The following is a 13,380-nucleotide window of genomic DNA, read 5'->3' as shown; positions in this document are numbered from 1 at the left end:
TTGTGGATGAAGCCGGGCAGCTGGGCCGTGCCGACTTTCTGCTGCGCGCTTACTCCTACGGACGAGGGGCTGGTATCAGAGCCTTCGCGCTCTTTCAGGATATTGGTCAGATTAAACGCAACTTTGGCCCTGAAGGCGTTCAGGGGTTTTTGGGGAGCGCTCAGACCCGTCTCTTTTTTGGTATCCGGGATATTGAAACCGCCCGCATGGTCTCCGACATGCTGGGCTATGAGACACTGGAGTTTGATGACACGCTTCAACAAAGCAATGCTCGTCGCCAGAAAAGAAAAATCCTGAACGGGATTATGAACGGCGATGATCCTTTTGAAGCAGCGTCGGAATATAGTCACTACGCCAAGGCAGAAACCCATCGTGCCAAACAGACTCGAAGACTAAGGTCACCTGAAGAGATTTTGATGATGCCGGAAGACAAGATGATTGCCTTTATATCCGGTAAAAACCTCAAGCCAATGGAGCTAGTTAAGCGCCCCTACCACCTCGAACGTGCAATGGCAGGCTATTACCTGCCCAACCCTCACCATCCTCCGGCGAACAAGGTAAAAGTCAAAACCTTGTTTGGCATGCGCTGGCGCAAGGTCGTAACCGAACCTGTTCCTACGTCGCTGGCACATCTTCCCCAATATGCCAGCGGTTCATGGCAATATGTTGAGGGGTATAAACCGAAGTAATTGGCACTCTCCCACATTGGAATTTCATATCGGTCATTATTCCTGAAGGGGCTGGCATTTTGCCAGCCCCTTCAAGATAAGGAGAACAAATATGAACGATGATCGCAAGGACAAAAGCCGTCCGAGTTATGAGGCTTTCCATGTACAGGAGGGCAAAGACGACAAAGCCTACTTCCATAAGATCGGGTCTGCCTTCGCCCATAAAGACGGCAACGGCCATGATATTCATCTTCAAAGCCTGCCGCTGGACTTTAAAGGTCGGATTACCATCCGTACTCCGAAAGAACGACTGGAGGCCAAAAAACAAGGCATCGAACATCAGGACAGAAATAATCCAATTCGCGAAAGGTAAGGAGCATGAAGGACAGGGATCTTCGGGCACGAATGAATGCGGCAACCAAAGCCGCCTTTGACCGGGATGCTCGTATTCACGAAAAGCCGGTGAGCAAACTTGAATTGAAAGCGAGGGAAAAAAGACGAGCCACCCCAGCCTCACAAAATAATCTCACACCGGATGGGTTTGATGTACAGGCGGTAAATGAAGCCGTGGAAAGCGAAAATGAACGTCGGATACACATCATCCAGAAAAGGCTTAATCGTCAGAAAGACAAAGCCAGAAACGATTTCACACGAAGTCGATGATCCAAATTTGCATGATGCCTGACCCTTCAGGTATCATGCTTTTATGATAGATTTTTTGACGGAACGCCAGATAGAAGACCTCTTAACCTCTGAAACGCGCTGTTTAACAGTCCCAGATGGTAGCACCCAGGTGGTCACGGCAGACAAGCTATTCTGGATCAGACACGATCTGTTAATAGAAGCCTATATCACCACAGCCGATACTCTTTATGAACTGACATACATGAATATGTCCAGCAAAGGTTATTGCTTTAGCGATGCCTTCAAAAGTATTGTTTCTTATATCGACAATCAGACAAAATAGAAGAATCCGTTACTATACTAAAATAAACCAATTCTCCAAATATCCTGCCGTTTCTCCCACCTTCCGAATTTAACTTTGCTACATTTTTAGCAGATCAGGAACCGCCTTCGCTTCTTAAAAAAGCGACCATCGGGGCTTGTTGAATTCTAAATTCCATGAAATTATGTTCACTATATGTTCTTTACTGAAGAGGAAAACATATGGGAGCAACCTGACAAAAAAGGAAACAGAGCGTTGGATAAAAGAAAGATTAAACCTGATAAACCCGTCATCACGGTAGATTACGAACACTATGCACATTTCCTTGCAGGCACCGATTGGACAGAAGAACAAAAGCAGGAATATCTGCAAACCATCTGGAATATTACTTGTGAGCTTGTATCATTAGGGATTGGCGTTCATCCCTTGCAACAAATCGAAAATGGCTGTGGAAAAATACCTGATAACGCTGAGCAACCAGCACTTCTAACGCCGGATATGCTAGAGTATAGAGATACTGGTATTACAAGTATCTTCAAAGAAACAACTCAGTCGGTCGTATCTGAGCAAGAGGGAGGAGGCAAAGCATGAACCCTGAAATTCAAATGCCGAATGCGGTTCAGAAAGCTCTGATCTATTGCCGTGTATCCAGCAAGAAACAAACGGAAGATGGTAGCGGGCTCCACAGCCAAGAGTATCGCTGTCGTCAATATGCAGAAGCCAAGCAATATTATGTGGAAGAGGTGTTTCCAGATAAAGTCTCCGGTGGCGGTGACTTTATGAAACGTCCCGGCATGGTTGCCTTGCTGGACTATCTAGATGCCAATCCGGATGAAAACTATGTGGTCATCTTTGACGATCTAAAACGCTATGCCCGCGATACCGAGTTCCACTTGACGTTACGTCGCCTAATGAAGGCCCGAAATGCCCGGCGGGAATGTCTGAACTTTAACTTTGATGACTCGCCCGAGGGCAAGTTCAATGAAACGATTTTTGCGGCAACAGGAACATTGGAGCGCGAGCAGATTGGCCGCCAGACACGGCAAAAATCTCAGGCCCGGATAGAGCAGGGTTATTGGACCTTTCGGGCTCCGGTAGGCTATCGCTACGCTAAATCTGCTAATGGCGGTAAGGAATTGGTAAAGGACGAGCCGCTTGCCAGTACCGTTAAGACAGCCCTTGAAGGGTATGCAACAGGTCAGTTTGCCACATTGAGTGAAATACAACAGTTTCTGGAAACTGATCCCCGCTATCCCAAAGACACTCCCAAAGGAAAAATACGGCCACAAACCGTTGTCAGGCTGCTCAGCAAGGTAGTTTATGCCGGATATGTGGAGGCTCCCAAATGGGGTATCTCACGCCGCGAAGGGAAGCATGAAGGTATTATCTCACTGGAAACATTTGAAGCGATCCAGATGCACCGCACGGAAACAAAACGGCTCCCAAACCGCAAAGATATCAGCCAGGACTTCCCGCTGAGAGGAGGTGTATGCTGTTCAAGCTGCGACTATCCACTTACAGCTGGATGGAGTAGCGGGAAATGCAAGAAATATCCCTACTATGTATGTCAGAAGCAGGGCTGCGACGAGCATGGAAAGTCCATCCCACGTGACAAGCTGGAAGGTGAGTTCGCTGCACTGCTGAAAAAACTACACCCTTCGGAAAATCTGTTTCATCTTGTCAAGGCGATGTTTACGGATGCGTGGAACGCACAGGTGAATGACCTAGCTCTCATTGCACAGTCCTTCAAACAGGATGCGCTGAAGGCAGAAACCGAGATTAAGAAGTCGATTGAACGGATCATGGAGACGACCAACCCACGTGTTATCCAGGCTATTGAAAATCGCATTGATGAATTAGAAAATCAGAAGCTGCTGGCACTGGAAAAAGCATCAAAATCAGGTGAGCCAATCCGGACCTTTGGAGAAATGTTTGAACACTCCATGGCATTCCTCTCAAACCCGCACAAAATATGGGTTTCCGGGCAGTTTGAGATGAAGCGGATTGTGCTGAAACTGGTCTTTCCCGAACGGCTTTCCTATTCCCGAAGCGAAGGACTTAGAACACCAAAAACCACCTTACCTTTCAGTATGTTAGGTGGTCTTAGCATGTCAGATTGTGAAATGGTGCCGCTGGGGTGACTCGAACACCCGACCTACGCATTACGAATGCGGTGCTCTACCAACTGAGCTACAGCGGCACATCGTGAATTTCGGCAACATATAGTCTGTCCCGAAAAGAAGAGCAAGCGTTTCATGCGGCTATTGCGGGTTGTCCCGTCGTTAGCTGCCCGCGCTGATCTCCTGGACGATCTCGGCTTCGATCACGTCGGGATTATGGGGTCCGCGGTCCGCCGTCCGCCAGGTGAAGCTGTCGAAGCTGTCACAGGCCGGGCAATGCGCCTGCCATTTCTCTTCCTGCCGACCGCAGGAATCGCAAATCCACAGCGGATCCTGCGGCGCAACCGAGCTTTTGACGATCCATTCGCGGGCGGCAAAGGCGTCGGCATTGGCTTTTTCCTCCAGTTCTGCGAGCATTCGCAAGATACCGGCCGAGGGGGTTTCCCCACCTGCCTTCATCAGGTGCTCCCGCGCCGGGCCCCAGTCGCGCGAGGCAAGCGCTGCCTTGGCCAGCATCAGATGCGTCTCCACATGATCCGGATTATGCGGGGCCACCGTCTCCTTCGCCCGGCGGAACCAATCGGAAGGTTGCTCTCCGGAGACCGTATTACGGATCGCCTCCGCCAGATCGCGATGCGGTGCATGTTTCCACGCCTCCCCAATCAGTTTATGCAGCTTGCGGCTCGATCCCTGTTCCGCTGTCAGCTTCACATCAAGCACGGCAGCGGGCACGAAAGATGAGTCAAGCTCATGGGCTTGCTGCGCAAGAGAGAGGGCGTCCGCTTCGCGCTTCTCTTTTATGGCGATAAGGGCCTGCTCATAAGTGATTACGGCCTTGGCGCGGCGAACCATATCCCCCTTCGCGCTTTTTCCGCGGGCAAGGCGCGTGAGAGCACTCTCCGCTCCCTCCCAGTCCCGGAGTTTCAGGGCAAGCTCATACAGTTCCTTCAGCACCCACGCCGTGCCGGGGCGCAGCTCATCCGCCCTTTTCGCAAGGTCGCGCGCCTTTTCAAGGTCCCCTTCCTTGATTGCCCGGTTGATCAGGCCGCGTAATCCGAGGAATTCCGTATCCTGCCGCGACATCATACGATCGTAATAGATGCTGGCCGCCCGGTTATCCTCGTTAAGCTCCGCCGCCTGCGCGGCCAGCAAGAGGGTCATGGGCTCACCGGACAGATGCTTTTCCGCAGCGATCGCCTGGCGGCGGGCTTCATCCGCATCCCCGGCGGCGATGGCGACCATACCGCTGGAGATCGCCTCCAGCCCCTTATCGCGCCGGCGCGCCGAGAAAATTTCACCAATCCGTCCGGGGCCATGCTTGACCCATATCCAGAAGCGGTAAATAAGCGCCACCAGCACCGCGAAAATGAGCGCGAGCGCCCCCACGACAACGACCGAGGTCTCAACCACATAGCCGCCCCATGTCAGCCGGACATCTCCCGGATAATCGGAGAGCCAGACAGCCGCCACAGCAATCACAACGATCAGGGCGAAGACAAGAATTGTGCGTATCATGTCTGCCCCCTAGTTGGACGCTGGCTGGGAAATGGCCGTTGCGGTTGCCTCCTGCAGCAGTCCGGCAATGGATTGTTCCACAGCCAGACGCGACCTTGCCTTTTCGAGCCATGGCGCCGCCACTTCCGCCGCTGCGCCAGAAAGCTTTTCAACTTCGGCAACCGCCTGATCGAGATCATTGTCAGCCAGATCCTGTTCAGCCCGGGCAACCACGGCGTCCACATCGCTTCCCTCCACATCATCCACGCGGCGGAACTTAACGGCCGAGGCGATCCGGTGCAGCGCCTCGCCATACCAGGTCTCTTCCGAGGGAAGCCGGGCCGACTGACTGATATCCGAGGCAATGGCGGTGAAGTCCTTTTGCAGGCTGGCGAGGGTCGGCGCACCAACCGGGGCGATTGGTTGCAGTTTTTCGATCATTCCCTTGAACTTGTCATTGGCAACCGCCGAGACCTGCTTCAAGCCATTTTCAAAGGGTTCACTTCCCCGGGTTTCACGCTGAAGCTGACCAAGAGCGAGAAGCATCAGGGTTCGCTGATTTTCAGCATCCTCTTCCGACTTACTGGCAATCTCTGCCTTGAGTGCATCTTCAAGGGAGGAAAGCTGCTGCGCCTGGGATTTTACCGTTCCGCGATCACTTTCCATTGAGGATTTAAGATTGGTTATCTGCGTCTTGATATCCAATAGAGCCGTTTTCAGATCGACGATCTGATTCTGGATTTCCGGGCTTGGATCGGCAATGGCCGGATCGGCATTTTCAAGCTTGCCGAGGCTTTCCTTTTGCAGGGTCAATTCCTCCAGCGCGGCAGAAAGTTTCTTTTGCTGCTCCGCAAGTTCACCGGAAAGTCCGTTGAGCTCCTGTTTTAGCGACCCTGACAGTTCCGAAAGCTGACCCTCCTCTGCGCCAGTCGTTGTGCTTGCGGCGGGAACCTCCGTCTCCAGCTTGGTGATCCGATCCGAGAGCGCGGCATAGTCTGATTTCAGATTTTCCCTGACGGCTTCAATCGCGGCAGTGGCATCCGACATGTCCGAACCAGAGGCCTTTCCAAACTGGCCGGAGATAATCGCGGCGGTTTCCGCTGGCAGATAAGGCTCGACCTTCGGATAGAGAAGCGGCCAGGCGGCCAGCCCAAGACAAAATACAGCAATCAGCAGCATCAGGACCAGCCCGGCACGGGATTTCGGCGCCTCCGCGCTGGCCGTGTCCTTGCTATCGGGTTTCGTTTCCTTGGCTGTGCCCCTATCCGTACCAGCAGGGGGGACAGCCGTCTTGCCTGTCTCCTCGGTCTTGCCAGAATTCTTGTCGGACATGTTTTGCTCCCTTGGCATATCGGAGTTATCTTCCTGTTTCCTAGCTTGGCTGACTGCCGTCAGCAAGGCAAGCAGGTTTTCCTGATCGGGCACCGTCGCAACATGAACGCCCGCAAATGACAGCGGTTCCAGCTTCGCGGCCACGGCCTCGCTTAAACAATAGACGGTGATCTTTTCCATATGTGTTGCCAGGCCGGCCGCCGTCACCAGCCCGACAAATATAGCGGCCGTGCGCGGCGAATAGAACAGCGCAGCCGCTATATCACCGTTTTTAATCTCTTTTACGATTTTCGCATCGAGTGAGGTTACCGGCAGCGCCTCATAAAGGACGACGCGCTCGCATTGAAAGCCCTTGTCGGTGAGCATTCCGGACAGATCACCGGCCACTTCCGTCCCGGCGACATGAATTAGCCGACCATCTTCCGGCTTGCAGTCGGCGGCGACCTTCGCGGCAAGCGAATTGACATCCCCATCTGCGGCAGAAACCTCGGTAAAGCCTTCCTGCCGGACCGCTTCCGCTGTTGCGTCGCCAACGGCAAAAACCTTTATATTTTGATCCTTTAGCGCCGGGCCGAGCGCCCGCGCGCCATTCGCGCTCGTGATAAGCAATGCCTGCGCACCAGTGATATCCACCCGCCGCGCCGGAAAGTTCTCAATATGCATCATGGGCGCAAGCCGCGTTTCATGCCCCATTTTCTTCAGGATGCGGGCAAGGCGGCTGCCGTCCGGTTCAGGTCTGGTAATCAGTATCTTCATTGTGTCTTAGTTTACAGGCCAAAGGACAAATTGGCACCCCTTGCCTGTGCTTTTAGATTTTCGCCTATAGTCTCGCCAAGCTTGACTGCCTCGGCTATGCCGCTGCGCCCGCTCGCATCAAGGCGGATGGAGCCATCTTCCGCCAGCAGGCACGCCCGAAAATAAAGGTTGTTCCCATCAACAAGTTCCGCATAGCCCGCGATCGGCGTCCGGCAAGAGCCGTCGAGCACAGCAAGCATCGCGCGCTCGCAGGAAATGCGAGTGTGGCTGACCGAATCATTGATCGGCGCGAGCAGGACCGCGACCTCCTCATCCGCCTCCCGCCGTTCAATCCCGATTGCCCCTTGCGCCACAGCCGGTAGCATATCATCCACATTCAGGAGTTCGGTAATTACGCCTTCGTTGCCGAGGCGCTTGAGCCCGGCGAGCGCGAGCAGGGTCGCATCCGCCTGCCCTTCCGCGAGCTTGCGCAGGCGTGTTTGCACACTGCCACGGAAAATGCCAACGCGAAGATCGGGCCGCCGGTTAAGGACCTGCGCCTGACGGCGAAGGCTGGCCGTGCCGACGAGGGCGCCCTCTGGTAGATCAGCAAGGCCCTTCCCGCTTGCGGAAATAAAGGCATCCCGCGCATCTTCGCGCGGCAGGATACAATCAATTATCAGGCGCGGCGGCAGGGTCGTTTCCATATCCTTCATGGAATGTACGGCAAAATCTATCCTGTCCGCCAGCAATGCTTCCTCAATCTCTTTGACAAATAGCCCCTTGCCGCCCGCCTCGCTGAGCGCACGGTCCTGGATCTGATCCCCTGTCGTCTTGATCACCACAATCTCCAGCTGCTCCGGATCAAGGGCGTCTTTATGCGCCTCCAGAAGCCGGGTTCGGGCCTCCTCGGCTTGCGCGAGCGCAAGCGGGCTTCCCCGGGTGCCGATCCTGTATTTTTTGACAAAGGTCATGTTGCGGGATATTCCGTCAGATGTTAGAGCCAAATGCAATTTTGCACCGCTTTGTAATAGATAACAAATGCCAAACAAACAAGTCATCGTCCTCGGGCTCGAAAGCAGCTGCGATGAAACAGCGGCTGCGGTCGTGACGGCGGAGAAGGAAATCCTCTCGAATGTCGTCCTGTCGCAGAATGACGCCCATGCGCCTTTTGGCGGGGTGGTGCCGGAAATTGCCGCCCGCGCCCATGTGACCGAGATGGACCGGCTGGTTGATCAGGCGATGACAGAGGCCGGTATTGACTATTCCGATCTGTCAGCTGTCGCAGCAACGGCGGGGCCGGGGCTTATTGGCGGCGTTCTTGTCGGGCTGATGACGGCGAAAGCGATTGCCTCAGTCGCGGGCGTGCCGCTGATCGGTGTCAATCATCTGGAAGGCCACGCACTGACCGCGCGGCTGACGGACGATGTGGCATTTCCCTATCTTCTGTTGCTGGTCTCCGGCGGACATTCGCAAGTATTGGTGGTCGAAGGTGTGGGGCAATACCGGCGTCTCGGGACCACAATTGACGATGCCGTGGGAGAGGCTTTTGATAAAACCGCGAAGATGCTGAAACTCGGCTTTCCAGGCGGGCCGGCCGTTGAAAAAGCGGCGGCGAAGGGTGATGCGGATCGATTCGACTTTCCCCGCCCAATGAAGGGACGGGAAGGATGCAATTTCTCATTCTCCGGTCTCAAGACCGCCGTGCGACAGGCGCGCGAGAAGCTGGGCGAGGAAGTCAGCGAAACGGATATTGCCGATCTCGCCGCCAGCTTTCAGAAAGCGGCCGTGGAGAGCCTGATGGACCGGGTAGCAAAGGCGCTTGATCTCTTTATCGCGGAGTATGGCAAGGGCGGCACGCTGGTCGTTGCCGGGGGCGTCGCGGCCAATCAGTATTTGAAAGGCGCGCTGGAGACACTCGCGGAAGAAAAGAGCGTTGCACTTAAAGTGCCTCCGCCGAAACTCTGCACCGATAATGGCGCAATGATCGCCTGGGCGGGGATTGAACGCCTTGGGTGCGGATATACGGACGGGCTGGACCTCGCAGCACGGGCGCGCTGGCCACTTGATCCCCATGCCGAACCGGCCCCTTTTGCCGGGTATAAAGCTTGAATTCAGAACTGGAGCTGAAGATGACGGAAGACGAACAGAAACAGGCCGCCGCGAAAAAGGCTGTCGAGTATATCGAAGACGGCATGGTCGTTGGCCTTGGAACGGGATCCTGTGCAGCGAAGATGGTTGACCTGCTGGGAAAAAAGGTCGCCCATGGGCTCTATGTTACCGGCGTTCCGACATCGGAAGCAACGGCGCAGCAGGCGCTCAACCTCGGCATTCCCATTGTCGGCCTCGATGAAGTCAATGTCATCGATCTCACCATTGACGGTACCGACGAGGTTGACCCGGAAGGGCGCCTGATCAAGGGCGGCGGTGGCGCGCATCTGCGTGAGAAAATAGTTGCCTCCCTCTCTGACAGGATGATCGTAATCGCCGAGGCGAAAAAGAAGGTCGCCCAGCTTGGCGCCTTCAAGCTGCCGGTCGAGGTTGTTCAATTTGCCGCACCCGCGTTGAAATCCCGGCTTGAAGCGCTTGGCTCCATACCAACGCTCCGGCTCGCGAAGGATGGAAATCCCTTCACCACCGATGAAGGCAACTATATCTATGATTGCGATTTTGGAAGAATTGACGCACCCGAAGAGCTGGCCCTGACACTCAGTACAATGCCGGGCGTTGTTGAACATGGCCTCTTTATCGGATTTGCCGATCTTGTGCTGATCGGAACGGATGCGGGCGTAGAGGTGATTGAGATCGTGACAAAGTAACCCCGGCAACAAAAGCATAATCCGGGCCGGTCGCATTATTCTCCCCTTCTTGTTGAGGGCGGATCATGTTAATCAATCCCTATCTTAACGGCTGATAGAAGAGAGCAGGCTGGGTGGATGACTAAGGTAAGTGTAATCGGTGCAGGCGCCTGGGGGACTGCGCTGGCGATTGTCGCAAAAAAGGGCGGCAATGACGTACTGCTGTGGACGCGGCATGCGGACCATGCGGACGCGCTTAACAGAGAAAAGACCAACCGGAAATATCTTCCCAATGTGCCGCTCGCTCCCGGCATAGACGCGACAAGCGAACTAACCGAGGCAGGCAACGCAGATATTCTTCTTCTTGTCGTCCCGGCCCAGAAGTCCCGCAACATCCTGACCCGCCTCAAACCCTCCCTCTCTACGGAAACTGTCCTTGTAATGTGCGCGAAAGGGATCGAACAGGATTCCGGGCGCCTGATGAGCGAGGTAATTGGTGATGTTGCGCCCGACAACCCGCTCGCCATTCTGTCCGGACCCAACTTCGCGAAGGAGATAGCGGCCGGATTGCCCGCGGCGGCGACCCTTGCGATCAAGGATAGAGAGATCGGCGAAAATCTCGTCAGGGCCATCGGTCTTCCAACTTTTCGCCCCTATCTCACGGACGATATCATTGGCGCGCAGATTGGCGGCGCCGTGAAAAATGTGCTGGCCATCGCTTGCGGTGTCGTTTCAGGCGGTAAGTTGGGTGAGAATGCCCGCGCCGCCCTGATCACGCGCGGCATGGCGGAGATTTTACGCCTCGGCGAGAAGCTTGGTGCGCGCGCCGAAACCTTGATGGGGCTGTCAGGGCTCGGCGATCTGGTACTAACCTGCAGTTCCCCCGCGTCGCGGAATTTTTCACTCGGCGCCGCGCTTGGACAAGGAGACATTCTCGGGGAGATATTGCAGCAACGCAGCGCGGTGACCGAAGGGGTGTATACCGCCTCGGCCATCTGTAGGCTCGCCGAGAAATTCAATATCGACATGCCAATATGCTGCGCTGTCGATGAAATCCTGAACGGCGGCGTTGCCGTCTCCAGCGCGGTGGAGGAATTACTGGCCCGGCCGTTTAGGGATGAACGGCTCGCGGGCTTTTAAGGGTTACAAAAGGAGAATAAGAATGCTGTTTATTGCCCATTGCACGGATAAGGCCGATCATTTGCAGGTGCGCCTGGATACCCGGCCGGATCATCTGGAATTCCTCAAAGCCAAGGGCGATGCCCTCAAAGTTGGCGGGCCCACGCTTGGGGTTGATGGGGAAACGCCGAACGGCAGCCTGTTGATATTCGAAGACGCAAATCTGGAGACGGCGAAAGCCTGGGCCGCGAAGGACCCTTACACCGCCGCCGGCCTTTTTGAAAGTGTCATCGTGCAGCCCTGGAAACATGTCATCGGCGGCGGGCTGTAACCCCCGCCGATGATTGCGTTCGACGCAATATTGTGATGTAGTGGCCGCCTTAATAATAAGAAAACCCTAAAAAAGGTGTCACATGAAATTTTCACAAGAGCATATCGCGCTCAAAGATACCGTTACCCGGATCATTGACGAGCATATTAACCCGAATGTCGACGCATGGGAGGAAGAAGGTATCTTTCCCGCCCATGAGGTCATGAAACGGATGGCGGATGCCGGCCTTCTCGGCATTGGCAAGCCCGTGGAATATGGCGGACTGGATCTCGATTTTTCCTATGAAATGGTCTTCGCGGAGACGCTTGGCAGCATTCGCGCAAACGGTGTTTCCACTTCCATTGGTGTGCAAACCACCATGTGCACCCCGGCGCTCACCAAATATGGCAGTGAGGACCTCAAGCAGGAATTCCTGGTGCCCACAATCGCCGGTGATATGGTTGGCTGCATCGGGGTGAGTGAGGAAACCGCGGGTTCAGACGTTGCGGGCACCCGCACCCACGCCAAGCGCGATGGCGATGACTATGTCATCAACGGCTCGAAAATGTGGATTACCAACGGGGTGCAGGGCGACTGGATTTGCCTGCTCGCCAACACGTCGGATGAGGGCGGCCCGCATCGCAACAAGTCCCTGATTATTGTCCCGCTCAAAACCAAGGGTGTTTCCGTTACCCGCAAGCTCGATAAGCTCGGACTTCGCTGTTCTGATACCGCGCAACTTTTCTTTGACGATGTCCGCGTTCCGGCCCGTAATTTGGTTGGAGAAGAGAACATGGGCTTTACCTACCAGATGCGGCAATTTCAGGAGGAACGGTTGTTCGTCGCCGCCCGGGCGCTGCGCGGCATGGAGATGGCGATCGAGGACACCATCGAATATACGGGCCAGCGCAAGGTCTTTGGCGGAACCATTCTCGACAATCAGGTCGTCTATCACAAGATGGCGGAGATGCAGAGCGAGCTTGAAGCAGCGCGAGCGCTACTGTATCGGACGACCGAGCAATATGTTGACGGTGAAGACGTCACCAAGCTTGCCTCCATGACCAAGTTCATGATGGGCAATCTCGCCAATAAAATCCCGAGCGCCTGCTTGCAATATTGGGGCGGACAGGGCTTTATGTCGGAGAACTGGATTTCCCGTGCCTATCGGGACCTTCGTCTGACTGGCATCGGCGGTGGCGCCAACGAGATTATGCTCGAAATCATCGCCAAGCAGATGGGGATCTATCCGGGAAAGCGAAACTAACCGCCGCCCAAAGGAATTTGAATGAAATACTGGCTTGTGAAATCGGAACCGGGAACATGGTCCTGGCAGGATCAACTCGACGCAGGAGAGAATGGCACCTTCTGGGATGGGGTGCGGAATTATCAGGCCTCGAACAATATGAAGGAAATGAAGATTGGCGACTTTTGTTTCTTTTATCATTCCGTCAAGGAAAAGCAGATTGTCGGAATTGTCGAGGTGATCAAGGAGTATTACCCCGATCATACCGATAAAAAGGGCCGCTTTGGCATGGTTGATGTGAAGGCTGTCAAATCTGTGCCAACGCCGGTAACACTTGCGGACATCAAGGCTGAGCCGCGTCTTGAGAACCTCGCGCTGGTTCGCCAGAGCCGCCTGTCCGTTGTGCCGGTGGACGAACCTTCCTGGAGCCTGATTTGCAAGATGGGAGGCCTCTAGCCGCCCCTTCCCTCCGCTTTTCCCGCGGTGCGCTTGACGGAGCTATGGGCAATCCATAGTATTTTCATGCAAAGTTCGCGGGGGAGCTGGGATGAACAACCAGATCGACGAAGTAACGATTGTTGGCGGCGGAACCGCAGGATGGCTTACGGCCGCCTT

At 54.8% G+C, this 13,380-nt stretch carries 14 protein-coding genes and 1 tRNA gene; 11 read left to right on the top strand and 4 right to left on the bottom strand.

The annotated features are described in order from the left end of the window. From P1U71_RS16485 to P1U71_RS16465, 5 genes are all read left to right on the top strand, one after another. A partial coding sequence (locus P1U71_RS16485) for a TraM recognition domain-containing protein (protein WP_301106745.1) occupies positions 1-689 on the top strand: 689 nt, incomplete at its 5' end. Positions 690-780: 91 nt separating this feature from the next. Further along, on the top strand, positions 781-1,041 hold the full coding sequence (locus tag P1U71_RS16480) for a hypothetical protein (RefSeq protein ID WP_301106743.1): 261 nt from the start codon (positions 781-783) through the stop codon (positions 1,039-1,041). A gap of 5 nt (positions 1,042-1,046) precedes the next feature. After that, positions 1,047-1,331 (top strand): hypothetical protein, encoded by a 285-nt coding sequence (locus P1U71_RS16475; RefSeq protein WP_301106741.1) that lies wholly within the window; start codon positions 1,047-1,049, stop codon positions 1,329-1,331. Positions 1,332-1,809: 478 nt separating this feature from the next. Next, on the top strand, positions 1,810-2,205 hold the full coding sequence (locus P1U71_RS16470) for a hypothetical protein (protein WP_301106740.1): 396 nt from the start codon (positions 1,810-1,812) through the stop codon (positions 2,203-2,205). Next, entirely contained in the window at positions 2,202-3,755 is a 1,554-nt protein-coding gene (locus P1U71_RS16465) for a recombinase family protein (protein ID WP_301106738.1), read from the top strand. The genes P1U71_RS16470 and P1U71_RS16465 overlap by 4 nt, the downstream gene beginning before the upstream one ends. Here the strand turns inward: P1U71_RS16465 and P1U71_RS16460 are convergent. The 4 genes from P1U71_RS16460 to hemC all read right to left on the bottom strand — a co-directional run bounded on the left by P1U71_RS16460 (position 3,739) and on the right by hemC (position 8,269). Further along, positions 3,739-3,814: transfer RNA gene (locus P1U71_RS16460), tRNA-Thr, on the bottom strand. The two genes, P1U71_RS16465 and P1U71_RS16460, sit on opposite strands and share 17 nt — an antisense overlap. An 82-nt stretch (positions 3,815-3,896) precedes the next feature. Next, positions 3,897-5,249: a heme biosynthesis HemY N-terminal domain-containing protein gene (locus tag P1U71_RS16455; protein WP_301106737.1), complete on the bottom strand. Its 1,353-nt coding sequence runs from the start codon at positions 5,247-5,249 to the stop codon at positions 3,897-3,899. Positions 5,250-5,258: 9 nt separating this feature from the next. Further along, positions 5,259-7,316, bottom strand: a complete 2,058-nt coding sequence (locus P1U71_RS16450) for a uroporphyrinogen-III synthase (protein ID WP_301106736.1) — start codon at positions 7,314-7,316, stop codon at positions 5,259-5,261. Positions 7,317-7,327: 11 nt separating this feature from the next. Beyond that, the gene (gene hemC / locus P1U71_RS16445) at positions 7,328-8,269 is read right to left on the bottom strand and encodes a hydroxymethylbilane synthase (RefSeq protein ID WP_301106735.1); all 942 of its coding nucleotides are present in this window, start codon (positions 8,267-8,269) and stop codon (positions 7,328-7,330) included. Between the two features lie 67 nt (positions 8,270-8,336). Here hemC and tsaD point away from each other — a divergent pair, with 67 nt between their 5' ends. From tsaD to P1U71_RS16415, 6 genes are all read left to right on the top strand, one after another. Further along, positions 8,337-9,407, top strand: coding sequence for a tRNA (adenosine(37)-N6)-threonylcarbamoyltransferase complex transferase subunit TsaD (tsaD, locus tag P1U71_RS16440; protein WP_301106734.1), 1,071 nt, complete (start codon positions 8,337-8,339; stop codon positions 9,405-9,407). Between the two features lie 20 nt (positions 9,408-9,427). Continuing rightward, entirely contained in the window at positions 9,428-10,114 is a 687-nt protein-coding gene (rpiA, locus tag P1U71_RS16435; protein WP_301106733.1) for a ribose-5-phosphate isomerase RpiA, read from the top strand. Between the two features lie 117 nt (positions 10,115-10,231). Next, positions 10,232-11,233 carry an NAD(P)H-dependent glycerol-3-phosphate dehydrogenase gene (locus P1U71_RS16430; RefSeq protein ID WP_301106732.1) on the top strand — a complete coding sequence of 334 codons (1,002 nt, stop codon included), beginning with the start codon at positions 10,232-10,234 and terminating at the stop codon, positions 11,231-11,233. A gap of 22 nt (positions 11,234-11,255) precedes the next feature. After that, positions 11,256-11,543 (top strand): YciI family protein, encoded by a 288-nt coding sequence (locus P1U71_RS16425; RefSeq protein ID WP_301106731.1) that lies wholly within the window; start codon positions 11,256-11,258, stop codon positions 11,541-11,543. Between the two features lie 82 nt (positions 11,544-11,625). Continuing rightward, complete coding sequence (locus P1U71_RS16420) at positions 11,626-12,786, top strand: acyl-CoA dehydrogenase family protein (RefSeq protein ID WP_301106730.1); 1,161 nt, start codon at positions 11,626-11,628, stop codon at positions 12,784-12,786. A 21-nt stretch (positions 12,787-12,807) separates the two neighbouring features. Continuing rightward, on the top strand, positions 12,808-13,221 hold the full coding sequence (locus tag P1U71_RS16415) for an EVE domain-containing protein (RefSeq protein WP_301106729.1): 414 nt from the start codon (positions 12,808-12,810) through the stop codon (positions 13,219-13,221). The last annotated feature ends 159 nt before the right edge of the window (positions 13,222-13,380 follow it).

The sequence above is a fragment of the Sneathiella sp. genome, assembly GCF_029233945.1.
In the GTDB taxonomy this organism is placed as follows: Bacteria; Pseudomonadota; Alphaproteobacteria; order Sneathiellales; family Sneathiellaceae; genus Sneathiella.
Note: the sequence above shows the minus strand (reverse complement) of the source record. Positions and strands in the feature narration are given on the sequence as shown.